23 protein-coding genes and 1 riboswitch are annotated in these 23,794 nt (G+C 70.0%); of the genes, 17 read left to right on the forward strand and 6 right to left on the reverse strand.

Going from position 1 to position 23,794, the window contains the following annotated elements; translation table 11 throughout:
- Positions 1 to 15: 15 nt before the first annotated feature.
- The 3 genes from J7I44_RS06605 (at position 16) to J7I44_RS06615 (ending at position 2,281) form a co-directional block, all read left to right on the forward strand.
- Positions 16 to 885, forward strand: coding sequence for a YihY/virulence factor BrkB family protein (locus J7I44_RS06605; protein WP_209617752.1), 870 nt, complete (start codon positions 16 to 18; stop codon positions 883 to 885).
- 41 nt (positions 886 to 926) lie between these two features.
- Positions 927 to 1,343 (forward strand): universal stress protein, encoded by a 417-nt coding sequence (locus J7I44_RS06610; protein WP_209617755.1) that lies wholly within the window; start codon positions 927 to 929, stop codon positions 1,341 to 1,343.
- A gap of 116 nt (positions 1,344 to 1,459) precedes the next feature.
- Positions 1,460 to 2,281 (forward strand): ferritin-like domain-containing protein, encoded by an 822-nt coding sequence (locus tag J7I44_RS06615; RefSeq protein WP_209617758.1) that lies wholly within the window; start codon positions 1,460 to 1,462, stop codon positions 2,279 to 2,281.
- 108 nt (positions 2,282 to 2,389) lie between these two features.
- Here J7I44_RS06615 and J7I44_RS06620 read toward each other — a convergent pair whose 3' ends face one another.
- The 3 genes from J7I44_RS06620 to J7I44_RS06630 form a co-directional block, all read right to left on the reverse strand.
- Complete coding sequence (locus tag J7I44_RS06620; RefSeq protein ID WP_209617761.1) at positions 2,390 to 2,824, reverse strand: DUF6491 family protein; 435 nt, start codon at positions 2,822 to 2,824, stop codon at positions 2,390 to 2,392.
- A gap of 65 nt (positions 2,825 to 2,889) precedes the next feature.
- Positions 2,890 to 3,609, reverse strand: a complete 720-nt coding sequence (locus J7I44_RS06625) for a hypothetical protein (RefSeq protein ID WP_209617763.1) — start codon at positions 3,607 to 3,609, stop codon at positions 2,890 to 2,892.
- Positions 3,610 to 3,731: 122 nt separating this feature from the next.
- Positions 3,732 to 4,616, reverse strand: a complete 885-nt coding sequence (locus J7I44_RS06630; protein ID WP_209617766.1) for a LytTR family DNA-binding domain-containing protein — start codon at positions 4,614 to 4,616, stop codon at positions 3,732 to 3,734.
- Between the two features lie 144 nt (positions 4,617 to 4,760).
- Here J7I44_RS06630 and J7I44_RS06635 point away from each other — a divergent pair, with 144 nt between their 5' ends.
- Positions 4,761 to 5,954: an acyltransferase family protein gene (locus J7I44_RS06635; protein ID WP_209617769.1), complete on the forward strand. Its 1,194-nt coding sequence runs from the start codon at positions 4,761 to 4,763 to the stop codon at positions 5,952 to 5,954.
- Between the two features lie 24 nt (positions 5,955 to 5,978).
- On the opposite strand, the gene J7I44_RS06640 is transcribed toward J7I44_RS06635, so the two are convergent.
- Positions 5,979 to 6,281, reverse strand: a complete 303-nt coding sequence (locus J7I44_RS06640; protein WP_209617772.1) for a DUF3247 family protein — start codon at positions 6,279 to 6,281, stop codon at positions 5,979 to 5,981.
- Between the two features lie 316 nt (positions 6,282 to 6,597).
- On the opposite strand from J7I44_RS06640, the gene J7I44_RS06645 reads away from it, so the two are divergent.
- The 5 genes from J7I44_RS06645 (at position 6,598) to J7I44_RS06665 (ending at position 11,743) form a co-directional block, all read left to right on the forward strand.
- Positions 6,598 to 7,854 carry an MFS transporter gene (locus J7I44_RS06645; RefSeq protein WP_209617775.1) on the forward strand — a complete coding sequence of 419 codons (1,257 nt, stop codon included), beginning with the start codon at positions 6,598 to 6,600 and terminating at the stop codon, positions 7,852 to 7,854.
- A gap of 38 nt (positions 7,855 to 7,892) precedes the next feature.
- Entirely contained in the window at positions 7,893 to 8,810 is a 918-nt protein-coding gene (locus J7I44_RS06650) for an arginine deiminase-related protein (RefSeq protein ID WP_209617778.1), read from the forward strand.
- Between the two features lie 165 nt (positions 8,811 to 8,975).
- Entirely contained in the window at positions 8,976 to 10,598 is a 1,623-nt protein-coding gene (locus J7I44_RS06655; RefSeq protein ID WP_209617781.1) for an alpha/beta hydrolase-fold protein, read from the forward strand.
- A 58-nt stretch (positions 10,599 to 10,656) separates the two neighbouring features.
- Positions 10,657 to 11,325 carry a glutathione S-transferase gene (locus tag J7I44_RS06660; RefSeq protein WP_209617784.1) on the forward strand — a complete coding sequence of 223 codons (669 nt, stop codon included), beginning with the start codon at positions 10,657 to 10,659 and terminating at the stop codon, positions 11,323 to 11,325.
- 85 nt (positions 11,326 to 11,410) lie between these two features.
- A complete protein-coding gene (locus J7I44_RS06665; protein WP_209617788.1) occupies positions 11,411 to 11,743 on the forward strand; it encodes a hypothetical protein in 333 nt (110 codons plus the stop codon).
- Between the two features lie 590 nt (positions 11,744 to 12,333).
- Here the strand turns inward: J7I44_RS06665 and J7I44_RS06670 are convergent.
- Entirely contained in the window at positions 12,334 to 12,564 is a 231-nt protein-coding gene (locus J7I44_RS06670; protein WP_209617792.1) for a hypothetical protein, read from the reverse strand.
- Between the two features lie 128 nt (positions 12,565 to 12,692).
- Positions 12,693 to 12,799: riboswitch (TPP riboswitch) on the forward strand.
- A gap of 65 nt (positions 12,800 to 12,864) precedes the next feature.
- Here J7I44_RS06670 and thiC point away from each other — a divergent pair.
- Genes thiC through J7I44_RS06710 form a run of 8 tightly spaced genes read left to right on the forward strand, consistent with a single transcriptional unit; the run spans position 12,865 to position 20,644 of the window.
- On the forward strand, positions 12,865 to 14,619 hold the full coding sequence (gene thiC / locus J7I44_RS06675) for a phosphomethylpyrimidine synthase ThiC (RefSeq protein WP_209617794.1): 1,755 nt from the start codon (positions 12,865 to 12,867) through the stop codon (positions 14,617 to 14,619).
- Positions 14,603 to 15,613 carry an FAD-dependent oxidoreductase gene (locus tag J7I44_RS06680; protein WP_209617797.1) on the forward strand — a complete coding sequence of 337 codons (1,011 nt, stop codon included), beginning with the start codon at positions 14,603 to 14,605 and terminating at the stop codon, positions 15,611 to 15,613. Before thiC ends, J7I44_RS06680 begins: the two co-directional genes overlap by 17 nt.
- Positions 15,610 to 15,804 carry a sulfur carrier protein ThiS gene (gene thiS / locus J7I44_RS06685; protein WP_209617800.1) on the forward strand — a complete coding sequence of 65 codons (195 nt, stop codon included), beginning with the start codon at positions 15,610 to 15,612 and terminating at the stop codon, positions 15,802 to 15,804. The genes J7I44_RS06680 and thiS overlap by 4 nt, the downstream gene beginning before the upstream one ends.
- 1 nt (position 15,805) lies before the next feature.
- On the forward strand, positions 15,806 to 16,576 hold the full coding sequence (locus tag J7I44_RS06690) for a thiazole synthase (RefSeq protein WP_209617803.1): 771 nt from the start codon (positions 15,806 to 15,808) through the stop codon (positions 16,574 to 16,576).
- Positions 16,573 to 17,181, forward strand: a complete 609-nt coding sequence (locus tag J7I44_RS06695) for a thiamine phosphate synthase (protein WP_209617806.1) — start codon at positions 16,573 to 16,575, stop codon at positions 17,179 to 17,181. Before J7I44_RS06690 ends, J7I44_RS06695 begins: the two co-directional genes overlap by 4 nt.
- On the forward strand, positions 17,178 to 18,161 hold the full coding sequence (locus J7I44_RS06700) for a HesA/MoeB/ThiF family protein (protein ID WP_209617809.1): 984 nt from the start codon (positions 17,178 to 17,180) through the stop codon (positions 18,159 to 18,161). Before J7I44_RS06695 ends, J7I44_RS06700 begins: the two co-directional genes overlap by 4 nt.
- Positions 18,158 to 19,012 (forward strand): bifunctional hydroxymethylpyrimidine kinase/phosphomethylpyrimidine kinase, encoded by an 855-nt coding sequence (thiD, locus tag J7I44_RS06705; protein ID WP_209617812.1) that lies wholly within the window; start codon positions 18,158 to 18,160, stop codon positions 19,010 to 19,012. The genes J7I44_RS06700 and thiD overlap by 4 nt, the downstream gene beginning before the upstream one ends.
- 30 nt (positions 19,013 to 19,042) lie before the next feature.
- Entirely contained in the window at positions 19,043 to 20,644 is a 1,602-nt protein-coding gene (locus J7I44_RS06710) for an MFS transporter (protein WP_209617815.1), read from the forward strand.
- A gap of 270 nt (positions 20,645 to 20,914) precedes the next feature.
- Here the strand turns inward: J7I44_RS06710 and aceE are convergent, their stop codons facing one another.
- A complete protein-coding gene (gene aceE / locus J7I44_RS06715; RefSeq protein ID WP_209617818.1) occupies positions 20,915 to 23,638 on the reverse strand; it encodes a pyruvate dehydrogenase (acetyl-transferring), homodimeric type in 2,724 nt (907 codons plus the stop codon).
- Positions 23,639 to 23,794: the final 156 nt, after the last annotated feature.

The following is a 23,794-nucleotide window of genomic DNA, read 5'->3' on the forward strand; positions in this document are numbered from 1 at the left end:
GCTCCGGAGGGCTCCATGCATTCGCTGTGGCAATCGACCGTGGAGGTCGTCAAGCGCACCGCCAAGGGCGCGGCCGAGGACGACCTGATGACGCACGCCGCGGCGGTGGCGTTCTACTCGGCGCTGTCGTTCGCGCCGATGCTGGTGCTCTTGTTGTGGCTGGTCGCGTCGCTGCAGCCGGCCTGGCAGGACCAGCTGGTCAGCTCGATCAACCACCTGGTCGGGACGCGCGCGTCGGACGCGGTGAAGCTGGTGATCAACAACGCGGAGGACCGGCCCGAGCTGGGCCACTGGGCCGGCATCATCGGCCTGGCGATCACCCTGATCGGCGCCTCCACGGTGTTCGCCCAACTGCAACTGGCGATCAACCGCGTGTGGAACCTGCGCGCAGCGCCGCGCAATGCGCTCTTCAGCTGGCTGCTCACGCGCATGCACGCCTTCGGGCTGCTGCTGACGCTGGCCTTCCTGCTGATCGTGTCGCTGGTGGCGAGCACCGCGATCGCGGTGTTCGCACGCAGCGACACCGCGGTGTGGGACGCGCTGGAGGCGATCGTGGCGTTGCTGCTTTTCGGCCTGGTGTTCGCCTCCATCTACAAGGTCCTGCCCGATGCGCAGATCGACTGGCGCGATACGCTGCTGGGCGGCGCCTTCACCGCGATCCTCTTTGCCGTCGGCAAGTTCGGCATCAGCCTTTACCTCTCGCACAGCGACGTGGGCGGCGCCTACGGCCCGGCCGGCAGCGTGGTGGTGCTGCTGGTGTGGGTGTATTACTCGGTGGTGATCCTGCTGCTTGGCGCCGAGCTCACGCAGAACGTAGCGGAGGTCCGCGGGGTGCCGATCCGGCCCAACGCGCACGCCGAGGTGGAGGCCCCGTGCGACAAGTGACGGGCGCGGCATAATCGGAACCACACGCACGGAGACGCGCCATGTTCAAGTATTCGCTGGTCGGCTACGACGGTTCACCTTCCTCGCAACGTGCCTTCCAGACCGCCGTCGCGCTGGCGCGCTGCGGCCAGGGCCGGGTGCGCGTGGTGTCGGTGCTGCAGGTGACCGAGGGCGGTGCCGACGCCTGCGCGTTGATGATGGCCGACTCCAGCGCCCAGCGCGCACAGGAGCTGCTCGACGAACTGGCGGCGATGGAGCCGGACGCGCGCGACATGATCGACGTGGAAGTCACGCACGGCAGCCCGGGCGACGTCCTGCTCGGCCAGGTCGAGCAGCGCGGCGCGGACCACATCGTGATCGGCCACACCGAACGCGGCACGCTGGCGCGCTGGCTGCTCGGCTCGGTCTCCAGCGACGTGCTGGCGCGCGCGCACGTGCCGGTGACGGTCGTGCCGTAGCCTCCGATGTTCACAGGGTCGGGCTGGGTTAATCCGCACGCGTCACGACACCGTATGCTGTCCGTCATTCGCCCGTCACACGCGCGCCTTGTGCCGCGCCTCTACAGGACACCCGCGTGAGCTACGTCCCCGCCCTGCCCTGGACGCTGGAAACCCTCGACCTGTCGTGCATCGACCGTGCGCGCGTGCGCCACAACGAGGAGTTGTTCTTCCTGCTGTGCAGTTCTTCCTTCGTCGAAAGCGGTTCGGATCTCTACACCCACAACCTGGTTGCCCACTTCAACGGCGACGAGGAGCTGCAGACCTGGCTCAGCCAGCACTGGGAGCATGAGGAACTGCAGCACGGTCGCGCATTGGCCGCCTACGTGCGTGCGGTATGGCCGGAGTTCGACTGGGACAAGGGTTTCGCCGCGTTCTGGACCGAATACGGGGCGGTGTGCACGGCCGAGCAGCTGGAGGACAGCCGCGGACTGGAGCTGGCCGCCCGCTGCGTGGTCGAGACCGGCACCGCCAGCCTGTACCGCGCGCTGCACGAGATCACCGACGAGCCGGTGCTCAAGCAGCTGACCGGCCACATCAAGAGCGACGAGGTGCGGCACTTCAAGTATTTCTACCAGCACTTCCGGCGTTACCGCCAGAACGAGGGGCTGGGCCGCTACAAGGTGTTCCGCGCGGTGTTGAAGCGGGTCAACGAGATCCGCAGCGAAGACAGCGACATCGCGCTGCGCCACGTGTTCGAGCAGTGCTATCCGCAGCACAAGGGTGACCGCGAGGCCTTCCGCCGCGTCGCCGGCAAGGCGCAGGACCTGTTGCGCCGGCACATCCCGGCCGAGATGACGGTGAAGATGCTGCTCAAGCCGCTGGACTTCCCGCCGCGACTGCAAGGTGCGCTGGAGAAGCCGCTGGCGAAGCTGGCCGAACGGCTGTTCCTCAACTGAGTGCGCCCCCCTGCCGGCCGGGTTCCCGTAGGAGCGCACCCTGTGCGCGACCGCGGACCTCACGGTCGCGCGCAGGGCGCGCTCCTGCAGGAAGGGTTCGCGCGCGAATCAGCCCTGCCGCGGCTCCGTGGTCACCGGCCGCTGCGCCTGCTGCAACGCCTTGAGCTTGTCCAGATCGACCGGGCGGATCCGACGGATCGTGCAGGCGAGCTGGCTGCGCCCGGTCACGACCTTGTCGAAATTGATCGACACCTGGTGGAGGTTCGAGGTCACGCCGATCGAGTTGGCGTAGGGCAGTTCGGTGCAACCGGGCACGTCCAGCAACCAGGCTTCCTTCGGCTTGGTGTAGACGGCCACCTGGTCGCTGCCCAACGGTTCCCACGACCACATCGGCACAAAGAAGCTGAAGTGGTTGACCGGCGCACCGGCCGCCTGGGCGTAGGCCGCCTGGCGCTCGGCCATGCGCTGCGCGGAGGGCACACTGGAACAACCGGCGAGCACCATCGTGGCGACACCGGCCAGCAGGGCACGTTTCAACGACATGGCGTTTCTCCTGGAGTCGACTCGCTCGACCGTTAACGCGGACGTGCCCGATCGGTGCACCGCCATCATTTCTTCTTCGGCAGCGCCTTCCACTTGGCCGGATCGAAGCCGCCCACCTCGTAGACCAGGGTTTCCTTCTTCTCGCCATCGACCAGGGTCACATCCATGGTGATCTTCTTCGCCTTCTTCATCCGCGCGATGAAGTCGTCATCGTCGCGAATCATCAGCGCCGGCTCGCCGGTGGAAGGCGCAAACGACTTGATACCGTGCTCCTTGCCGTCGAAGGTGGCGTGGAGGGTGCAATTGCCGCGGCAGACAAAGCCGTGGCCGCCGCCGTACAGAAACACGTTCTGGCCCCAGTCGGTGTGCCGGCGCAGCACCAGCCGCACGCGGTCGTTGCCGGACGGCTGGCTGGAATAAAGGGTGGCGGTGGACTGCGTGCCGCCCTGCATCGGCGAAACCTGGTACAGCCACAAGGCGTCGAGGCGACGCTTCTCGCTCTCTTCCTTCCAGCGCTTCTCGATGTCGGGCAGGGTCTGCTGCACTTCCTTCGCCGCGGCACTGTCCGGGTAACGGTCGAGAATGTCGTGGCCCATGGTCACGGTCATTTCGTCGTTGTGGATGCGTATGAGCTGGCGGTAGGTGTCGAGCTTGCGCGCCGCATCGTCGTTCTGCGCCGAAGCCGCCGGGGCCTGGGCAGCCTGCTCCTGGTCCTGCGAATTGCAGCCGGACAGGGCCAGCATGCCGCACAGCAGGGCCGCGGAGGAATGGAAGGGCAGCTTCATCGGATGCGCTCCAGGCACGGGAAAGTCCCTAGCGTGAAACGCGCGGGCGGGCGGTGCAAGCGCAGGCCCCCTGCAGGAGCGCCCGTGCGCGACCACGCATACCGTCGCGCACAGGTGCGCTCCTATGCGGAACCCAGCTGGACCGGTGTCGCTTCGCCAAACCGCTCGCGCAGCTGCGCGCGGTAGCGCCGACTGCACGGGACGACAGCGCCGTCGTGCAGCTTCAGCCGCGCGTCACCGGTATCGAGCGGCTCGATCTCGGCCAGGTAATCGAGGTTGACGACATAGCTGCGGTGCACCCGCAGGAAGCGCGCCGGGTCCAGCCGCTCCTCGATCGCCGCCATGGTGGTGCGCAGCGGATAGTCGCGCCCACGCACGTGCAGGTTCACGTAGTTGCCGGCCGCCTGCAGCCACTCGACTTCGCGCGCGTTGAGCAGGAACTCCTTGCCGAGCTTGCGCACCAGGAAGCGCTCGGGCCGCTCCACCGGTTCCACTGGCGGGCCCTCGTCGGGGGCCGCCAGCAATCGCGCCTCGCCGTGCTGGCGCAGCCGCCACAGCCGGTAGAGCACCAGCGCACCGACGATCAGGAAATAGGTCCGTATGTCCTTGAGGTACTCGTAGCCGAGGTTGAACCACCAGCCGCCCGGCTCGTAGTGCCACCCCAGGGCGGCGTACACCAGCTTGCGCAGCAACCACATGCCTGCCACGTGCACCAGGCTGAACGGCACGCTCGCCAGTGCATGCAGCGGGAGGTTGCGCTGCCAGGTATCGAAGCGGACAGGCCAGCGCCGCTCCAGCGCGATCACCCCCGGCAGCAGGGCCAGCAGCACCAGCGCGCTGGTCCATTCCCAGACCCAGGGTTCCCAGGCGGCCGCGCCCGGGTGGTCCACGCCCGAGTTGAGGCTGTTGAACAGGGCATTGAGCACGAAGAAGAAGATCCACGCCGCGACCTCGAGCGCACGTCGCCAGCGTTGGGAAAGACGGGAACCGGGCGCGGGGGAGATCATGGGCGGATTCTACGCAAACGGCCCTCCCGGTTCGTCCCTGCCGGCCGGCGGTTCATCCCCGCCGCCCCGCGGATGGTCACTTCCGGCGTGATCGGGCGCCGGCTGAGCTCAAGACTGGCGCCACTTTCCGTCCGGGAGCGCCCCATGAACCGACGCTACGACATCGACGCGCTGCGCGTCCTGGCCTTCGGCCTGCTGATCCTCTACCACGCCGGCATGCTGTACGTGGCCGACTGGGACTTCCACTTGAAAAGCAGTCACACGGCCGGGTGGCTGCAGTACCCGATGCTGTTCCTGAACCGGTGGCGGATGGAGCTGCTGTTCCTGATCTCCGGCCTGGCCGTGAACTTCATGCGCCGCCGCGGCAGCCTGCCCGGCATGGCGGGCAAGCGCAGCCTGCGCCTGCTGCTGCCGCTGGCCTTCGGCATGGCGGTGGTGGTGCCGATCCAGCCGTATGTTCAGGGCCTGGCCAACCACCTGGTCCAGCCCGGTTTCGGCCGCTTCCTGCTGCGTTACTGGAGCGGCGGTCCGTGGCCGCCAGGGGCGTTCACCGGCTGGCAGTTCGGCGTGACCTGGAACCATCTGTGGTACCTGCCCTACCTGTGGGTCTACACCCTGCTGCTGCTCGCGCTGCTGCCGGCGCTGGAGTCGCGCGTGGGGCAACGCCTGCGGGCCGCCTGCCTGAAGCTGCGCGGCGCAGCCCTGCTGCTGGTGCCGGCCGTGCCGCTGTTCGCCTGGGACCGCCTGCTCGCCGCACGCTACCCGGTGACCGGGGCGTTGCTGGATGACTGGTACGCCCATGCCATCTACGCGACGGTCTTCCTCTATGGCTACCTGCTGGGCACCGATACCGGGCTCTGGAACGAGCTGGCGCGCCTGCGCCGCGCCTCGCTGCCGTTCGCGCTCGCCTGCTTCGGGGTCTACCTGGCCGGCATCAGGCTGCTCCCCGACACCGCGCCGGCGCTGCTGTGGGAGGCGGTGCATGCGGCGCGCTATGCCTATCTGTGGGTGGCGATCGTGGTCGTGCTCGGCTGGGGACACGCCTGGCTCAACCGTCCGTTCCGCTGGCTGCCGTACGCGCGAGAGGCGGTCTATCCGTGGTACGTGCTGCACCAGAGCCTGCTGCTGTTCGCCGCCTGGCAGCTGATGCCGCTGGGCCTGGGGCCGGTGCTGGAGCCGCTGTCGGTCCTGCTGGCGACGATGCTCGGCTGTGCGCTGCTGCACCACGTCGTGATCCGTCCCAACCGATGGCTGCGCCCGCTGTTCGGACTGGAGGGGGCACCGGCCCGACGGCCCACGCGCCCGGCGGTGCCGGTGCTGTCCGACGATGTGGCCTGAATACGCCAGCGGCGCGGGCACGACTCAGGCGCGCAGCTGGGCGTCCGAGTCCAGGTGCTCGATGCGCTCGATCTGGTCGAACCACAGGTAGCGCTTCCATTCGGACGTGCCCAGTTGCTCCAGGTGCACCACGCCGTTACTGCCTTCGTTGCCGTCACCGTCGAAGAACTCCTGCACGGTCGGGCGGGCGGCAACCACGCCGTCGCAGGTGCTGCCGTCGGCCAGGTGCAGGCGCACGCGCGCGCCGTTCTGCAGGTGTTCGACCATGCTGTTGAAGCGGGCGATGGTGGGCTGGTCGGTGTAGACGTGTTCGGCCTGGCGGCCCATGGCCGGTCTCCTGCGGCGGCGATGAGCGGAGGCTAGGGCGGGGGTGGGCAAGTGGTCGTGAAGTCTGCGGCGGGGTTGCCCCCATCCGCCTGTCGGCACCTTGCCCCGTCGCACGGGGGAAGGCTCGATCGGAGCGACCCGGTGGAACGGGAACACTCGATGGGAGCTTCCCCGTCGAGTGGAGGAAGGCTTCCGTGCTGCGCACTGATACTTCCTCCGTTCGACGGGGGAAGGTGCCCCAAGGGCGGATGGGGGTGCTCGTGCGGGAAGCGCCACCCGCGGCGATAATCCCGCCCTTCACCCCCCAAGACGCCCCATGCCCACCGACTCGCTGCTCCAGCACCGTGCCTTCGTGCAGTTCTGGTTCGCCCGCATCGCCTCGGGCTTCGGCTTCCAGATGCTCTCGGTGGCGGTGGCCTGGCAGATCTACGCAATCACCGGCCGCGCGCTGGACCTGGGCCTGATCGGCCTGGTGCAGTTCTTTCCCTCGGTGCTGCTGGCGTTGCCCGCCGGCCACATCGCCGACCAGTTCGAGCGCCGGCGCGTGGTGCTGATCGGGCAGGTCGTCGAATGGTGCGCGATCGTTGCGCTGGCGGTGCTCAGTGTCACCGGGCGCATCCATGAGTTCGGGATCCTGGCGCTGGTGTTCGTGATCAGCACCGCCAAGGCGTTCGAGTCGCCCTCGATGTCTTCGCTGTTGCCGGCGCTGGTGCCGCCGCCGATCCTGCCACGCGCGGTGGCGGTCAGCGGCTCGGCCTTCCAGATGGCCATGGTGCTGGGGCCGGCGGTCGGCGGCCTGCTTTATGTGGCGGGTCCGGGCGTGGTCTATGCCACCGCCGCGGGCCTGTACCTGATCGCCGCCACGCTGATGGCGCAGCTTCGCTACGAGCAGGCGCCGCCGAAGCGTGAGCCGGCCTCGCTCAAGTCGCTGTTCGCCGGCGTGCACTTCATCCGCGAGCGCAAGGACGTGCTGGGGGTGATCTCGCTGGACCTGTTCGCGGTGCTGTTCGGCGGCGCCACCGCGCTGCTGCCGATCTTCGCCAAGGACATCCTGCACACCGGTCCGTGGGGCCTGGGCCTGCTGCGCGCGGCGCCGGCGGTGGGCGCGCTGCTGATGTCCTTCGCTCTGGCGCGGCACGACCTGACGCGGCGCGTGGGCATGATCATGTTCGGCTCGGTGGCCGGTTTCGGCGTCGCCACGCTGGTGTTCGCGCTCTCCTCGTGGATGTGGCTGTCGCTGATTGCGTTGTTCGCCGGCGGTGCGTTCGACATGGTGAGCATGGTGATCCGCGGCTCGATGGTGCAGCTGGACACGCCGGACGCCATGCGCGGACGGGTCAACGCGGTCAACTCCATCTTCATCAACACCTCCAACCAGCTCGGCGAGTTCGAGTCGGGCCTGGTTGCCGCGTGGCTGGGCGCGGTCGGCGCGGCCGTGCTCGGCGGTGTCGGCACGCTGGTGGTGGTGGGGCTGTGGATGGCAATGTTCCCGACGCTGCGCCGACGGCAGAAGCTGCAGCTGGACGCAGAGGCGATCGAGGCGGCCGAGGAGGCCGGCGCCAAGACGCTCTGAGCGCGCTTACCATGGCGCGCCCTCCAGGAGCCCACGTCGTGATCGTCACCTCGCCCACCGCCTTCCTCGAGGCCTTCGCCGCCCTGCCGCCACTGCGCGACGTCCAGGCCACCGCACGCGCGGCCTTCCTGCTCGCGCCGGCGGAGTTCGCCCTGGCCGCCGAATCGGCCAGCGACAACCGCTACATGGATATGGCGCTGGCGGTCGATCCGCTGCGTGCGCTGGCCCAGCACGCGGCACTGGCACAGGCGCTGCGCGCGGATTGCCCGGTGATCACCTTCCCGGGCGACGCCAGCACGCCGGATGCGGTGTTTCCCAACAACGTGTTCGCCACCGCGCCGGGGCGGCTGATCGTCGGGCGCATGCGCCACGCGGTACGTCAACGCGAAGCCGGGCGGCGCGACGTACGGGATTTCTTCGCCCAAGTGCTCGGCTACGAGGAAGTCGACCTGTCCTGCCGCCACGACTGCGTGGCCGAGCTCACCGGCGCGCTGGTGATCGACCGCGCCCGCGGCGTGGGCTACTGCGGCCTGTCCGAGCGCTGCGACGAGGCCGGCGCGCAGGCCATGCACGAGGCTTTCGGCTTGCGCCTGACCTTCTGCTTCCCGCTGGCCGCCGGCGAGTACCACACCAACGTGGTGCTGGCGCTGCTGGCCGGCCGCGCCGCGATCGTGGCGCCGGACGGCTTCGCCGACGCGGCCGTGCCCGCGGCGATCGCCCGCGCCTATGGCGATCGTGCGCTGTGGCTGACGCCGGCGCAGAAGCAGGCCTTCGCAGGCAACGCGATCGCGCTGTCCGACCAGCGCGTGTGGATGAGTGCGAGCGCCGCACGCGCGCTCACCGATGCCCAGCGCCAGGCGCTGGCCGGCTGGGGTTTTCGTATCGGCGCGGTCGAGCTGGACGAGATCGAGAAGGCCGGCGGCAGCCTGCGTTGCTGCGTGGCGGAGATTTTCTGAACGCGCGATCCGCCCCCGCAGGAACCCGCTCGCGGGCGTTGCGCTGATCTTTCATGTTCCCCGGCCGCGCGGGAGCATCGCCCGCAAGCGGGTTGCTGTAGGGCCCGGCAGGCCACGGTGGGCGGCAGTATGAAGTGCCCCGGCCCAACCGCTACGATCGCCGCCATGACCACGCCCCTGCCTCTCCTGCGCCTTGCCGGCGCCGCGCTCCTCGCCCTGGCCACCCTGCCCGCCGCGCATGCGGCAGAGGGCCCGCGCATCCAGGTCAGTTTCAGCGCGAAGGCGCACGCGCAGCCGATCACCGGGCGCGTCTACGTGGCGATCAGCCGCAGCAACGAGACGCCACCGATCGAGCAGACCGACATCACCGGCGTGCCGCTGTTCGGCCACGACGTCAGCGCGCTCGCGCCGGGGCAGGTGGCGACCATCGATGCCGACGACAACGGCGCGCCGCTGACCAGCCTCGCCCAGCTGCCGGCCGGCGACTACTGGATGCAGCCGTTCGTCAACGTCTACACCGAGTTCAGGCGCGCCGACGGCCACACCGTGTGGCTGCACATGGACCAGTGGGAAGGCCAGGACTTCAAGCACTCGCCCGGCAACCTCTACGGCAAGCCGGTGAAGGTGCACTACGACCCCGCCGCGCCCACGCCGGTGACGCTGGTGGCCGACCAGGTGATCGCGCCGATCCCGTTCCCGAAGGACACGCCCTACGTCAAGCGCTTCCGCATCAAGAGCAAGCTGCTGAGCGACTGGTGGGGCCAGCCGATCTACCTCGGCGCCACGGTGCTGCTGCCGAAGGATTACGACGAACATCCGGACGTGCGCTACCCGGTGATCTACGAGCAGGGCCACTTCTCCACCCGCGCACCGGGCGGATTTGACTATCCCAAGTCGCACTTCCGGGACTACTGGCTGGCCGACGGCACGCCGCGCTACGTCATGGTGAGCCTGCAGCATCCGTCGCCCTACTACGACGACTCCTATGCGGTGAACTCGGCCAACGAGGGCCCGTACGACGACGCAATCCACCAGGAGCTGCTGCCGGAAATCCAGAAGCGCTTCCGCCTCATCGACCAGCCGTGGGCGCGCATCCTCGAAGGCGGCTCGACCGGTGGCTGGATCGCCATGGCGCAGATGCTGTTCCATCCGGACTACTACGGCGGCACGTTCGCCTCCTGTCCGGACGCGCTGGACTTCCGCCATCACCAGGTGGTGAACATCTACGACGACGCCAACGCCTACTGGCTGGACAAGGGCTGGATGAAGGTCGAGCGCGTGGACACGCGTCAGCCGGACGGCAACGTCGAGGCCATGATGAAGGACGAGAACCGGTACGAACTGGCCGTGGGCGACCACAGCCGCTCCGGCGGCCAGTGGGACATCTGGGAAGCGGCGTTCGGCCCGGTCGGCGCGGACGGCTATCCCAGGCGGCTGTGGGACAAGCGCACCGGCGTGATCGACCACGACGTCGCGCACTACTGGAAGCAGCACTTCGACCTGCGCTACCTGCTGGAAACCCATTGGGCCACGCTGGGGCCGAAGGTCACCGACAAGATCCACATCTACGTGGGCGATGCGGACACCTACAACCTCAACATGGGCGTGCGCGCGATGGACGCGTTCCTCAAGCGCGCGCGCAACCCGTCCTTTCGCGGCAGCGTGACCTACCAGCCGATGGCGCCGCACTGCTGGGGCCCGCGCGGCCAGGAACTGATCGAGACCGTGACGCGCTACATCGACGGCCACGCGCCGGCCGACGCGGATCGCACAAGCTGGCGTTACTGAGTCCACGGCTGCTGCTGGCGCGCTTGCGCCACCAGCAGCGATCGGCTGTGATGGCCGGATGATCACCGTCCACCACCTCGACAACTCGCGCTCCCAGCGCATCCTCTGGCTGCTGGAAGAGCTGGGCCTGGACTACCGCGTCGAGCACTACAGGCGCGACCCGAAAACGATGCTCGCCCCGTCCGCGTTGCGCGCGATCCACCCGCTGGGCAAGGCGCCGGTGCTCACCGACGGCGAGCGGGTGCTGGCCGAGTCCGGCGCGATCATCGAGTACCTGGGCGATACCTACGCCGCCGGCACCCTGATGCCGCCACCCGGCACCGAGGCCCGCCGGCGCTGCAGCTACTGGCTGCACTACGCGGAAGGCTCGGCGATGCCGCCGTTGCTGCTCAAGCTGGTATTCTCCCGCGTCGCGAAGGGGCCGGCGCCGTTCTTCGTGCGGCCGGTGGCGCGCGCCATCGCGGCGAAGGTGCAGCGCACGTTCGTCGATCCGCAGATCGCGCTCCACCTGGACTACATGGAAGGCGAACTGGGCAAAAGCGCCTGGTTCGCCGGCGAGGACTTCAGCGTCGCCGACATCGCCATGAGCTTTCCGGTCGAAGCCGCCAGCGCACGCGGTGGCCTGGACGCCGGTCGCCCCCGGCTGTGGGCGTGGCTGGAGCGCATCCACGCGCGGCCGGCTTACTGGCGTGCGCTCGAGCGCGGTGGCGCGTACCGGCTCGGCTAAGGCGCACCTGAACCGGCGGTGCCTCTTCGACGCCCCTCTCACGCCGTGCTGGTCAGGCTGGGGCCTCGACGCACAGGAGGCCCCCATGAACCGAACCCGTGATCTCGAACAGCGCTTCGACGGCGCCAGCGAACGCGTACGCGACCGCGTGCGCCAGTACGCCAGCGGCACCGCCGACACGGCCAATGGCCTGATCGAACGTGGCCGTCGCCTGACCACGCGCCTGGGGCGCCGTGGCTCCGGTTACGGCAAGCAGATGTCGCACATGGCCGAGGACCTGGCCGACGAGGCGAGCTACCAGTACCGCCGCGTGCGCCGCCACGCCAGCCGCCACCCGGTGGCGACCGTCGCCGTGGTCGCCGGCACCATCGGCGCGTTCTTCCTGCTGCGCAAGCTGTTGCGCAGCGACGAGGACTGAGTTCCTGGCGGAACGCGCTTCGAAGGCTGGCCTTTTTCTCAGGGGGCGGCCTTCGAGCGGACCTCACTCGCGAACCGTGCCGCCGCGAGCGGGAGGTCTGTCATCCCGCCAGTCCTTTCCTCGCGGCTGACTCGGCCGGGAGCTCGACCGTCTGCTGCGGGCGGTGCTCTCCGGGCAAGCGGGAATCTATTCTGGCTTTCCCTTGCCGGGATCGACGCTAACCAGGCTGACGCCGAGGCTTGCGGAAATGCCTCCGCGAGCCCGGCCCCTCACCCCGAAAGACGGAGCCGAGTGCGGCGCGCGCGCACAAAAATGCCCTTGCAAGGCGCTCGGAAGCCCGCCGCAGGCGAGCCAGGTCGCGGAGAGACAACGCTAGGGCGCCAAGCAAAGCCCCTTCCGCGCGGGACCTCCGCGAGCTCAGCCCCCATCCCAACCACTCCCCGCAGCCTGATTGGCACCCGTCCGAGCAGAAGGACCTGGAGTCCTCGATTCCACCGGCGTCGTTCCCGCAACGCGGGAAGGACGTCAGTTGAAAGGTGGATGGGGCGAGCGCCCCCCTGGGGCTGATCGGGTCCCCGGCATGGGGGATATCAGCCGGCGGCGCGCACTCGCATGCGCGGTTCCGGCAAGGTGGGCGAGTGCGGATCGACCGGTGGCAGCTCCGGTTGCTGCGGCCCCGGATTGACCGGATCGCGCGGCCGCTCCGGCGGCGGATCCTGCTGCGGATGTTCCGGCGGCCCGGGCGGACCGCCCATCGCGATTCCTGCCTGGGGATGACTGGCGACCGCCGCTTCGGCGGCACTGGGCATGAAGCGGATCATGGGAACCTGCGCGTGGCTGGAGTGCCCCGAGTATCGGCAACGCTGCGTGCGCGGCGCGCGAAAAACCGGTTCCGCGCCCGCCTCACGGCGGCTCGATGGACAATGGCAGTCAGGCGCCATTAGCCTAGCGTGGTTCCGAGGGGTGTCCTGCGCAGGCAGGGCTGAGATGGCGGCAGCCGGACCCTTTGAACCTGATCCGGGTCATGCCGGCGAAGGGACGGGAATCACAACCAACGCGCTCGCGCGCAGCCCACGCTTGTCGTCGCCCCGGATCTCCCCGTCACCGAAGGAGGAGATCCCATGCCATCCAGCACGCCATACGCGACCACACCGGTCGAGGTCACCACCGGGCCCATCCGCGGCTCGCACAAGGTCTACCGTTCCCCATCCACGCAGCCACAGCTGCGCGTGCCATTCCGGCGCGTGGTGCTGTCCGATCCGGCCGAGCCGCCGCTGGATCTGTACGACACGTCCGGCCCCTACACCGACCCGCACGCGCGCATCGATCTGGCCACCGGCCTGCCGGCGGTGCGCGCGCCGTGGCTGGTGTGGCGCGGGCTGGACGAGGAAGCCGCCATCGCTGCCCCGCGCGACACCCTGGCGCCCTGTCCCGCGCCGCATCGCGTGCGCCGCGGACGTGCGGACTGTGTGGTCACGCAACTGGAACATGCCCGCGCCGGGAAGATCACCGAAGAAATGGCCTACGCCGCCTGGCGCGAAAACCTCGGCCGCGAGGCAGCGACCGCGGGTGATGTATCCGGACAGATCACGCCCGAGCTCGTGCGCGACGAGATCGCCCGCGGCCGCGCGATCCTCCCGGCCAACATCAACCACACGGAACTGGAGCCGATGGTGATCGGTCGCCGCTTCCTGGTGAAGGTCAACGCCAACATCGGCAACTCCGCGGTCGGCTCGGGCGCGGCCGAGGAAGTGGAGAAGCTGGTGTGGGCGATCCGCTGGGGCGCCGACACGGTGATGGATCTTTCCACCGGCCGCCACATCCACGCGATCCGCTCCTGGATCCTGCGCAACGCACCGGTGCCGGTGGGCACGGTGCCGATCTACCAGGCGCTGGAGAAGGTCGACGGCGATCCGCTCGCCCTCAGCTGGGAGGTGTTCCGCGAGACATTGATCGAGCAGGCGCAGCAGGGCGTGGACTACTTCACCATCCACGCCGGCGTGCGCCTGGCCCACGTGCCGCTGACCGCACGACGCGTCACCGGCATCGTCAGCCGCGGCGGCTCGATCATGGCGCGCTGGTGCCTGGCCCACCATCGCGAGAACTTCCTGTACGAGCGCTTCGCGGAGATCTGCGCGATCTGCCGCGCCTACGACGTCTCGCTGTCGCTCGGCGATGGCCTACGCCCGGGTTCGATCGCCGACGCCAACGATGCCGCGCAGTTCGCCGAACTAAACACGCTGGGCGAGCTGACCCGCATCGCCTGGTCGCATGGCTGCCAGGTGATGGTCGAGGGGCCCGGGCACGTGCCGATGGACCGCATTGCCGAGAACATGGACCGGCAACTGGCCGCCTGCAGCGAAGCGCCGTTCTACACGCTCGGTCCGCTCACCACCGACATCGCGCCCGGCCACGACCACATCACCTCGGCCATCGGCGCGGCGATGATCGGCTGGCTGGGCACCGCGATGCTCTGCTACGTCACGCCGAAGGAGCACCTGGGCCTGCCCGACCGCGACGACGTCAAGGCCGGGGTGATCGCCTACCGCATCGCCGCGCACGCGGCGGACCTGGCCAAGGGCCACCCGGCCGCGCGGCTGCGCGACGACGCGCTGTCGCGCGCGCGCTTCGCCTTCCGCTGGGAAGACCAGTTCGCGCTGGCGCTGGACCCGGATACCGCGCGCGCCTACCACGACCGCACGCTGCCGAAGGAGGCGCACAAGCTGGCCCACTTCTGTTCGATGTGCGGGCCGAAGTTCTGTTCGATGAAGATCTCGCAGGACCTGCGCGAGGATGCCCGGGCGCTCGAAGGCATGGCGCAGAAGTCGCGCGAGTTCACCGTCGGCGGAGGTGCGCTGTATGTCCGGCAGCCGTGAACGGACCAGCGTGGGGCACGCCAGCGTGGCGGTGATCGGCGCCGGCGTGGCCGGGCTTGCCGCGGCGCTGGCGCTGACCGAACGCGGCGCGCGGGTGCGCGTGTACGAGCGCGCCGCGGCGCTGGGCGAAGGCGCCTGCTCCTGGCAGGCCGGCGGCATGCTCGCGCCATGGTGTGAACGCGACGGCGCTGGCCCGGAACTCACCGCGCAAGGCGAGGAGGCGCTCGCCTGGTGGCCACGCCATCATCCGGCCACGGTGCAACGTGGCACCCTGGCGGTGGCGCACGCCCGCGACCGCGGCGAGCTGGAAAAGCTGGCCCGGCGCAGCGGCGCGGGCCAGTGGCTCGATGGCGAGGGCATCGCCGCGCTGGAGCCGGCGCTCGCCGGCCGCTTCGAGCACGGGCTGTGGTTCGCGCGCGAAGCGCACCTGGATCCGCGCGAGGCCCTGCACTCGCTCGCCGCGGCGCTGGGCGCGCGCGGCGTCCCGATCCAGTTCCACGCCGAGGTGGACGCCGCGGAACTGGTCGCCGACGCCGTGATCGACTGCCGTGGCCTGGCCGCGCGCGATGCCTTGCCGGACCTGCGCGGCGTGCGCGGCGAAACGCTGGTGTTGCGCACCGCCGAGGTCGCGTTCCGGCGGCCGCTGCGGTTGCTGCACCCGCGCCACCCGCTCTACCTGGTGCCGCGCGCGGACGGGCGGCTGCTGCTGGGCGCCACCGTGGTAGAAAGCGGCCACGCCGGGCCGGTCACCGCCCGCGCCGCGATGGAACTGCTCAACGCCGCCTGGGCGCTGCACCCGGCGCTGGCCGAGGCGGCGATCGTCGAACTGGGCGTGGGCGTGCGCCCGGCGCTGCCGGACCACCTGCCGTGCCTGCTCACCCAGGGCCGCATCACGCGTTTCAACGGCCTGTACCGGCACGGCTTCCTGCTGGCGCCCTGGTACGCGCAGGCGCTGGCCCGGCAATTGTTCCCGACCCAGGAGGCCCGCGCATGAAGCTCATCGTGAACGGCGAACCGCACGCGCCGGCGCCCGACCTCGCCACCCTGGTCGAGCAGCTGGGGCTGGCCGGCACGGCGGTCGCCACCGCGCTCAACGGTCGCTTCGTTCCCGTGGCGGCGCGCGCCGCCACGCCGCTGGCCGAAGGCGACCGCGTCGAAGTGCTCGCACCGATGCAGGGAGGCTGAGATGAACCCGCTCGAACTCTACGGCCGGCGCTTCCACTCGCGGCTGCTGCTGGGCACCGCAAACTTTCCATCGCCGGAGCGGATGACCGCTGCGGTGCATGCGGCGCAGGCGCAGATCCTTACCGTCTCGCTGCGCCGCACCGCGGTCGGCGGCGAGGCGTTCTGGGACCAGGTGCGCGGACTCGGCACGCAGGTGCTGCCCAACACCGCCGGTTGCCACGGCGTGCGCGAGGCGGTGACCACCGCGCAGATGGCGCGCGAACTGTTCGGCACGCGCTGGATCAAGCTGGAAGTGATCGCGGACGACGATACCCTGTGCCCCGACGTGGTCGGCCTGGTGGAGGCCGCCCGCGTGCTGGTGGCCGAGGGCTTCGAGGTGTTCCCCTACACCACCGACGACCTCGGCGTGGCCGCGCGGCTGCTCGATGCCGGTTGCCGCGTGCTGATGCCCCTGGCCGCGCCGATCGGCAGCGCCCGCGGCCTGTCCCATCCGTGCGGGCTGCGGGCGTTGCGCGCCCACTTTCCGGACGTGCCGCTGATCGTCGACGCCGGCCTCGGCCTGCCCTCGCACGCGGCGGCGGTCATGGAGCTGGGCTATGACGCGGTGCTGCTCAACACCGCCGTGGCGCAGGCCGGCGATCCGGAGGCGATGGCCCGCGCCTTCGCGCAGGCGGTGAGTGCCGGACGCACCGCCTACCTGGCCGACCCGATCGCGCCGCGCGACATGGCCGCGCCTTCCACGCCGGTGCTCGGCATGGCGGTGCTGGCATGAACCGGTTGCCGCGTTTCTATCCGGTGGTCGACAGCGCCGCGCTGGTACGCGACCTGGCCGCCGCCGGCGCGCGGCTGGTGCAGCTGCGCATCAAGCAGGCGGACGACGACCGGCTGCGGCGGGAGATCGCCGATGCGCTCGCTGCCTGCCGGCGCCACGGCGCGCAGCTGGTGGTCAACGATCACTGGGAGCTGGCGATCGAGCAGGGCGCGGATTTCGTGCACCTGGGCCAGGAGGATCTGGACGGCGCCGACCTTCCCGCGTTGCGCCGCCACGGATTGCGCCTGGGCGTGAGCACGCACGATCGCCACGAACTGGCGCGCGCACGCGGCGTGCGCCCGGACTACGTCGCGCTCGGGCCGATCTGGCCGACCGCGCTCAAGGCGATGCCCTGGGCGCCGCAGGGCGTGGGGCGGATCGGCGAGTGGAAGCGGGCCATCGGCACGCTGCCGCTGGTGGCCATCGGCGGCATAACGCTCGAACGCGCGCCGGCCTGCCTGGCCGCGGGGGCGGACGCCGTGGCGATGGTCGGCGACGTGGTCCGCCACGCCGACCCGCCCGCCCGCGCGCGGGCCTGGCTCGACGCACTGGGGAGCCTCGCATGAACGCGCGCTACCGGACCCAGATGCGCCTGCCGCAGGTCGGCGAGCAGGGCCAGGCGCGGCTGGCCGGCGCACACGTGCTGGTGGTCGGCGCCGGCGGACTCGGCTGCGCACTGCTGCCCTGGCTGGTGGGGGCCGGCGTGGGCCGCGTCACGGTGATGGACCCGGACACGGTGGAGCTGCACAACCTCCATCGCCAGCCGCTCTACCGCATGGCCGACATCGGTCGGCCGAAGGCCCGCGCGGCCTGCCTCGCGCTGGGCGAGCTCAACCCGGAGACCCGCCTGCGCGCACGCATCGAGCCGCTCACGCCGGCCAATGCGCCGGAGCGGGTGGCCGCCGCCGACGTGGTGCTCGACGCGGCCGACACCCTCGCCGTCACCTACACCCTGAGCGACGCCTGCCTGCGCCTCGGCCGGCCGCTGGTGAGCGCCTCGGCAGTGGGCCTGGGCGGCTACGTCGGCGTGTTCTGCGACGGCGCGCCGAGCTACCGCGCGGTGTTTCCGCAGCTGCCTACGCACGGCGGCGACTGCGACAGCGCCGGCGTGCTCGGGCCGGTGGTCGCGTTGCTGGGCGCACTGCAGGCGCAGTTCGCGCTGGCCCTGCTGCTCGACCTCTCGCCCTCGCCGCGGGGCCGGTTGTTCAGTTGGGATGCCCGCCGCCTGCGCTTCGGCGGCTGCGGCTTCGACGGTGCCGCCGAGCCCGCGCAGGCGCTGCCGTTCATCGCCGTCTCGCAAGTGCACGATACCGATCTTGTGCTCGACCTGCGCGGCGGCGAAGGGCCGCCCTCGCCGCTACCGCAGGCCTTGCGCCTGACGATGGACGAGCTGCCCGCACGCGTGCCGACCTTGCCACGCGGACCCCGCATCGTGCTCGGCTGTCGCACCGGCCTGCGCGCGGCGCGCGCGGCGGCGCTGCTGTCGCACCACGGCCACGAAACGCTGGCATTGCTGGCGTTCGGCGAACCGCAGTGGCCCGCGTGAGCGCGAACGTGCTCGCCATCGGCGGCACCGACCCGAGCGGGGCGGCCGGCCTGTGTGCCGACCTCAAGACCTTCGCCGCGCTGGGTGTCTATGGCATGGCGGTGACTACCGCGGTGGTCGCGCAGAACGGCCAGGCCGTGCATCGCGTGCAACCGCTTTCGCCGGCGCTGGTCGCCGCCCAGCTCGATGCCGTATTCGAGGACGTACGCGTGGATGCGGTGAAGATCGGCATGCTCGCCACCGCACCGATCGCCCGTACCGTCGCGGCTCGCCTTCGGGGTCATCGCGCGCCCCGAATCGTGCTCGACCCGGTGCTGGGCGCCAGCGTGGGCGCGCGACTGCTCGCGCATGACGCCCTCGCCGTGCTGCGCGACGAGCTGCTGCCGCTGGCCAGCGTACTCACCCCCAACCTCGCCGAGGCGGCCGCACTGCTCGGCGAGGCGCCCGCCACCGACCTGGCCACGATGCTCGCCGGTGCCGCCCGGTTGCGCGCGCAGGGACCGGCGTGGGTGTTGCTCAAGGGCGGTCATCTGGCCGGGCCGCGCAGCCCGGACGTACTGCTGGGCGCCGATGGCATGCGCGTATTCGACGCACCGCGGCTCGCCGCCCGCGGCGATCGCGGCACCGGCTGCACCCTGGCGTCCGCCATCGCCGCGCTGCTGCCCTCGCGCCCGGTGCCCATGGCCATCGAGGCGGCCAAGCGTTACGTGACGCTGGCACTGGGCGCGAGCGGGGAGCTGTCGGTGGGGCGCACCCGCAGCCCGCTGCAGCACGCGGTCCGGCTGCAGCCGTCGCCCGATGCCGATGGGGCCGTGCGAGGCCACGCGGCCGACCCCGTGCGCTGCGGGTAAGCTTGGTCTTCTCCCGCCCGGCGTGCCTGCATGTCCCACAAGAGCATCACCTTCCACCACCCGGTGGCCTTCTGGGCCGGCTGCCTGTGCGTGATCGCCGGCGTGCTGGCGCACCTGCCGATGCTCGCGATGGCCGCGCCGATGCACTACCGGCTGGCCGGCATGCCGATGGACAACCTGATGCTCACCGGCATGGCGCTGGTGCCGCTGGGCGTGCTGCTGTCGGGCTACGGGCTGATGCCGCGGCTGGCGCAGATGCGGCGCACGCTGCACGGGAACCTCGACCCGCTGCCGTTCCACGTCGCCGATCACGTGCCGCTCAATCGCGAGCACTGGAAGCTGGTGGGCGTGTTGACCCTGGCGCTGGCGGTGGACGTGATGAAACCGGCCACGATCGGTTTCGTGATGCCGGGCATGTCGGCCGAGTACGGCATCAGCGGCGCCACCGCCGGCCTGCTGGCCCTGTCGGCGCTGATCGGCACCACCGTCGGCTCGATCGTGTGGGGGCGCCTGGGCGACCTGTTCGGCCGGCGCGCCACGATCCTGCTCTCGGCGCTGATGTTCATGGGCACCTCGATCTGCGGCGCGATGCCTTCGTTCGGCTGGAACCTGGTGATGTGCTTCATGATGGGTGCCGCGGCCGGCGGCATGCTGCCGATCACCTTCACGCTGATGGCCGAGACCATTCCCACCGCGCACCGCGGCTGGCTGCTGGTGGCGCTGGGCGGCGTGGGCACCTCGGCCGGCTACCTGCTGGCTTCAGGTGCGGCGACGCTGTTCGAGCCGGCCTACAGCTGGCGGGCCTTGTGGCTGCTCAACCTGCCCACCGGCGCGCTGATCGTGCTGCTCAACCGCTACATCCCCGAGTCACCGCGGTTCCTCGCGCTGGCCGGACTGGAAGACCAGGCGCGCGCGGTGCTGCTCAAATTTTCCGGCGACCAGCCGCCGGTGCGCGGGAGCGCGCCACAGCCGGCGCAAACCCACACGCACGCGGCCGAGCGGATCGGCATGCGCCAGCTGCTGCGCGGGCGGCATGCGGCGATCACCTGGGGCCTGATGGTCTGTGCGGTCGCCTGGGGACTGGCCAACTTCGGCTTCCTGCTGTGGCTGCCGGCCAACTTGGTCAAACTGGGCATCGACGCGCAGGCGAGCGCCGCGTTGCTGGCACGGTCGGCGGTGCTGGCCTTGCCGGGCATCGCCATCGTGGTCGCCTGTTACCAGCGCTGGAGCAGCATCCGTACGCTGGTGCTGTTCATCGGGTTGACCGCGGCGTCACTGTTGTTGTTCTTCGCGATCGGGGCGGCGGGGTTGCGCTCGAACGCGCTGACCACGGCCGCCACGGTGGCGCTGCTGCTGAGCATCAGCGGGGTGATCGCGACGCTGATCCCCTATGCGGCGGAGATCTACCCCGTGCACCTGCGCAGCACCGGCTCGGGCCTGATCGCCGGGGGCTCGAAGCTGGGCGGCATTCTGGGCGCACTGCTGGGCGTGCTCGGCTTGTTCGAGCATTTCATGCTGTCGGCGCTGCTGATCGCCTTGCCGATGGGGCTGGCAGCATGGCTGTTGATGCGCCGCGGTATCGAGACGCGCGGGCATGGGCTGGAGGCGATCCAGCAGGTGTTGTCGGAGTAGTCGATTGGGTCAGGCGCGGGCCTTTCGCGACCGGGCTCGGCAGCCGCGGGCTTCCGCGAGTGACTGCGAAGAGGGGCGCGGGAACGGCCGCCAGGGCAAGCCAACGCAGGAGCCTCCCCGCGAGCCCGTCCCCTCACCCCAACCCTCTCCCCGGCGGGGAGAGGGAGCAGAGCGCGGCGTACACATACCAACCCGCGCGACTCGTGCCGCCTCCCGGGCGTCCGCGCTAAAGCGGCCGCAGGGGAGAGGGCAACGGGGGCTTCGAGGCAATCAGACCGTCAGCGGGTTCGGCTTCTCGGGGTCGAGCTTGTACTCCTTGATCGCGCGCGCCACGTCCTTGGCGTTGACCAGGCCGTCCTTCGCCAGCGCGGCGAGTGCGGCGTGGGCGATCCAGTAGCGGTCGACCTCGAAGAACTCGCGCAGGTGCGCACGGGTGTCCGAACGGCCGTAGCCGTCGGTGCCCAGCACGGTGTAGCGCATCCCGTCGGGCATGAAGGCACGGATCTGGTCGGCGTATTCGCGCACGTAGTCGGTCGCCGCCACCGCGGGGCCGGAGCGCCCCTGCAGCAGTTGCGTGACGTACGGCAGGCGCTGCTCGGCTTCCGGATGCAGGCGGTTCCAGCGCTCGGCATCGAAGCCGTCGCGGCGCAGCTCGCTGAAGCTCGGGCAGGACCAGATGTCGGCCTTGACCCCGAAATCCTTCTCCAGCAGCTCGGCCGCCGCGATCACCTCGCGCAGGATCGTTCCCGAACCGAGCAACTGCACGCACGGCGCCTTGCCCTTGCCCTTGCCTTTACCCGAATCCCGAATCCCGACGCCCGAATCGCGGAACAGATACATCCCCTTGATGACGCCCTCCTCGCAACCCTTGGGCATGTCCGGGTGCTCGTAGTTCTCGTTCATCACGGTGACGTAGTAGTACACGTCCTCCTGCTCCTGCAGCATGCGGCGGGTGCCGTCCTGCAGGATCACCGCGACCTCGTAGGAGAAGGTCGGGTCGTACGCCTTGACGTTGGGGATCACGCCGGCCATCAGGTGCGACTGGCCGTCCTCGTGCTGCAGGCCTTCGCCGTTCAGCGTGGTGCGCCCGGAGGTGCCGCCGACCAGGAAGCCGCGCGCGCGCATGTCACCGGCGGCCCAGGCCAGATCGCCGATGCGCTGGAAGCCGAACATCGAGTAATAGATGAAGAACGGCAGCATCGGCTGGTTGCTGATCGAGTAGCTGCTGGCCGCGGCCATCCACGAGGCCATGCCGCCGGCCTCGCTGATGCCCTGCTGCAGCACCTGGCCCTTCTGGTCCTCGCGGTAGTACAGCAGCTGGTCGGCGTCCTGCGGGCGGTACTTCTGGCCGAACGGCGCATAGATGCCGATCTGCCGGAACATGCCCTCCATGCCGAAGGTGCGCGCCTCGTCGGCGACGATCGGCACCACGCGCGGGCCGATCGCCTTGTCGCGCAGCAACAGGTTCATGCCGCGCACCAGCGCCATGGTGGTGGAGATCTCGCGATCGCCGGTGCCCTTGGTGATCTGTTCGAACGCCGGCAGTTCCGGCGCCTTCAGCGCCACGTCGGTCTTGCGCCGGCGCTGCGGCAGGAACCCGCCCAGCGCACGACGGCGCTCGAGCATGTACTCCACTTCCGGCGAGTCCTTGCCCGGGTGGTAGTACGGCACCTCGTCCAGCTTGTCGTCCGGCACCGGCACGTTGAAGCGGTCGCGGAAGGCGCGGATCGAGTCGGTGTCGAGCTTCTTCTGCTGGTGGGTCGGGTTCTGCGACTCGCCCGAGCCCAGGCCCATGCCGTAGCCCTTGACCGTCTTGGCCAGGATCACCGTGGGCATGCCCTTGGTGTTCACCGCCGCGTGGTAGGCGGCGTAGACCTTGTGCGGATCGTGGCCGCCGCGGTTGAGGCGCCAGATGTCGTCGTCGGACAGGTTGGCGACCATCTCGCGGGTCTGCGGGTACTTGCCGAAGAAATGCTCGCGCGTGTAGGCGCCGCCGAAGGCCTTGCAGGCCTGGTACTCGCCGTCGAGCGTTTCCATCATCAGCTTGCGCAGCACGCCGTCGTTGTCGCGCGCCAGGAGCGGATCCCAGTAGGAGCCCCAGATCACCTTGATCGCGTTCCAGCCGGCGCCACGGAAGACGCCCTCCAGTTCCTGGATGATCTTGCCGTTGCCGCGCACCGGGCCGTCCAGGCGCTGCAGGTTGCAGTTGATCACGAACACCAGGTTGTCCAGCCCTTCCCGGCCGGCCAGCGAGATCGCGCCGAGCGACTCGGGCTCGTCGCACTCGCCGTCACCCATGAAGCACCAGATCTTGCGGTCGGTCTTGGGCATCAGACCGCGGTGTTCGAGGTACTTCCAGAACTGCGCCTGGTAGATCGCCTGGATGGGACCTAAGCCCATCGACACCGTCGGCACCTGCCAGTAGTCCGGCATCAGCCACGGATGCGGGTAGGACGACAGCGCGCGGCCCTTGCCGACCACCTCCATGCGGAACAGGTCGAGCTGGTCCTCGGCCAGGCGCCCTTCGAGGAACGAGCGCGCGTAGATGCCCGGGCTGGAATGGCCCTGGTGGAACACCAGGTCGCCCGGGTGCTCGGCGCTGGGGGCGCGCCAGAAGTGGTTGAAGCCCACGTCGTAGAGCGTGGCAGATGAGGCGAAGCTGGCGATGTGGCCGCCGAGCTCGCCGGGTTTGCGGTTGGCACGCACCACCATCGCCATCGCGTTCCAGCGGATCAGCGAGCGGATACGCCATTCCATCGCCGCGTCGCCCGGGCTCTTGGCCTCCTGGCTGGGCGCGACGGTGTTGACGTACTCGGTGGTCGGGTCGAACGGCAGGTAGCCGCCGGAGCGTCGCGTGGAATCGACCATGCGCTCGAGCAGGTAATGCGCGCGCTCGGTGCCGTCGTGCTGGATGACCGCGTTGAGCGAGTCGACCCACTCGCGGGTTTCGGTGGGGTCGATATCCTGGTTCAGGATGTCATCGAACTGATCCATGAAGCTTCTCCGCGGCGCCGGGCGCCTGATGTATTCGACGTGGGGAGCCCCCGATTCTAGCTTTCGGGGTGCGGTGCCGCCATATGAGGCCCGCGGCAGCGCCCGGACCACCGTCCGCGGGTATGCCGCGGCGCACATGGCGGGCGCGGACGGTGG

It is taken from the genome of Frateuria flava, assembly GCF_017837635.1.
GTDB classification, from domain to species: domain Bacteria; phylum Pseudomonadota; class Gammaproteobacteria; order Xanthomonadales; family Rhodanobacteraceae; genus Frateuria_A; species Frateuria_A flava.

What these genes read in the sequence shown, in the direction of transcription:
- J7I44_RS06605 (WP_209617752.1), top strand. Translation starts at nt 16, where the DNA reads ATGCATTCGCTGTGGCAATCGACCGTGGAGGTCGTCAAGCGCACCGCC.
- J7I44_RS06610 (WP_209617755.1), top strand. Translation starts at nt 927, where the DNA reads ATGTTCAAGTATTCGCTGGTCGGCTACGACGGTTCACCTTCCTCGCAA.
- J7I44_RS06620 (WP_209617761.1), bottom strand. Translation starts at nt 2,824, where the DNA reads ATGTCGTTGAAACGTGCCCTGCTGGCCGGTGTCGCCACGATGGTGCTC.
- J7I44_RS06625 (WP_209617763.1), bottom strand. Translation starts at nt 3,609, where the DNA reads ATGAAGCTGCCCTTCCATTCCTCCGCGGCCCTGCTGTGCGGCATGCTG.
- J7I44_RS06630 (WP_209617766.1), bottom strand. Translation starts at nt 4,616, where the DNA reads ATGATCTCCCCCGCGCCCGGTTCCCGTCTTTCCCAACGCTGGCGACGT.
- J7I44_RS06635 (WP_209617769.1), top strand. Translation starts at nt 4,761, where the DNA reads ATGAACCGACGCTACGACATCGACGCGCTGCGCGTCCTGGCCTTCGGC.
- J7I44_RS06640 (WP_209617772.1), bottom strand. Translation starts at nt 6,281, where the DNA reads ATGGGCCGCCAGGCCGAACACGTCTACACCGACCAGCCCACCATCGCC.
- J7I44_RS06645 (WP_209617775.1), top strand. Translation starts at nt 6,598, where the DNA reads ATGCCCACCGACTCGCTGCTCCAGCACCGTGCCTTCGTGCAGTTCTGG.
- J7I44_RS06655 (WP_209617781.1), top strand. Translation starts at nt 8,976, where the DNA reads ATGACCACGCCCCTGCCTCTCCTGCGCCTTGCCGGCGCCGCGCTCCTC.
- J7I44_RS06660 (WP_209617784.1), top strand. Translation starts at nt 10,657, where the DNA reads ATGATCACCGTCCACCACCTCGACAACTCGCGCTCCCAGCGCATCCTC.
- J7I44_RS06665 (WP_209617788.1), top strand. Translation starts at nt 11,411, where the DNA reads ATGAACCGAACCCGTGATCTCGAACAGCGCTTCGACGGCGCCAGCGAA.
- J7I44_RS06670 (WP_209617792.1), bottom strand. Translation starts at nt 12,564, where the DNA reads ATGATCCGCTTCATGCCCAGTGCCGCCGAAGCGGCGGTCGCCAGTCAT.
- thiC (WP_209617794.1), top strand. Translation starts at nt 12,865, where the DNA reads ATGCCATCCAGCACGCCATACGCGACCACACCGGTCGAGGTCACCACC.
- J7I44_RS06680 (WP_209617797.1), top strand. Translation starts at nt 14,603, where the DNA reads ATGTCCGGCAGCCGTGAACGGACCAGCGTGGGGCACGCCAGCGTGGCG.
- thiS (WP_209617800.1), top strand. Translation starts at nt 15,610, where the DNA reads ATGAAGCTCATCGTGAACGGCGAACCGCACGCGCCGGCGCCCGACCTC.
- J7I44_RS06690 (WP_209617803.1), top strand. Translation starts at nt 15,806, where the DNA reads ATGAACCCGCTCGAACTCTACGGCCGGCGCTTCCACTCGCGGCTGCTG.
- J7I44_RS06695 (WP_209617806.1), top strand. Translation starts at nt 16,573, where the DNA reads ATGAACCGGTTGCCGCGTTTCTATCCGGTGGTCGACAGCGCCGCGCTG.
- J7I44_RS06700 (WP_209617809.1), top strand. Translation starts at nt 17,178, where the DNA reads ATGAACGCGCGCTACCGGACCCAGATGCGCCTGCCGCAGGTCGGCGAG.
- J7I44_RS06710 (WP_209617815.1), top strand. Translation starts at nt 19,043, where the DNA reads ATGTCCCACAAGAGCATCACCTTCCACCACCCGGTGGCCTTCTGGGCC.
- aceE (WP_209617818.1), bottom strand. Translation starts at nt 23,638, where the DNA reads ATGGATCAGTTCGATGACATCCTGAACCAGGATATCGACCCCACCGAA.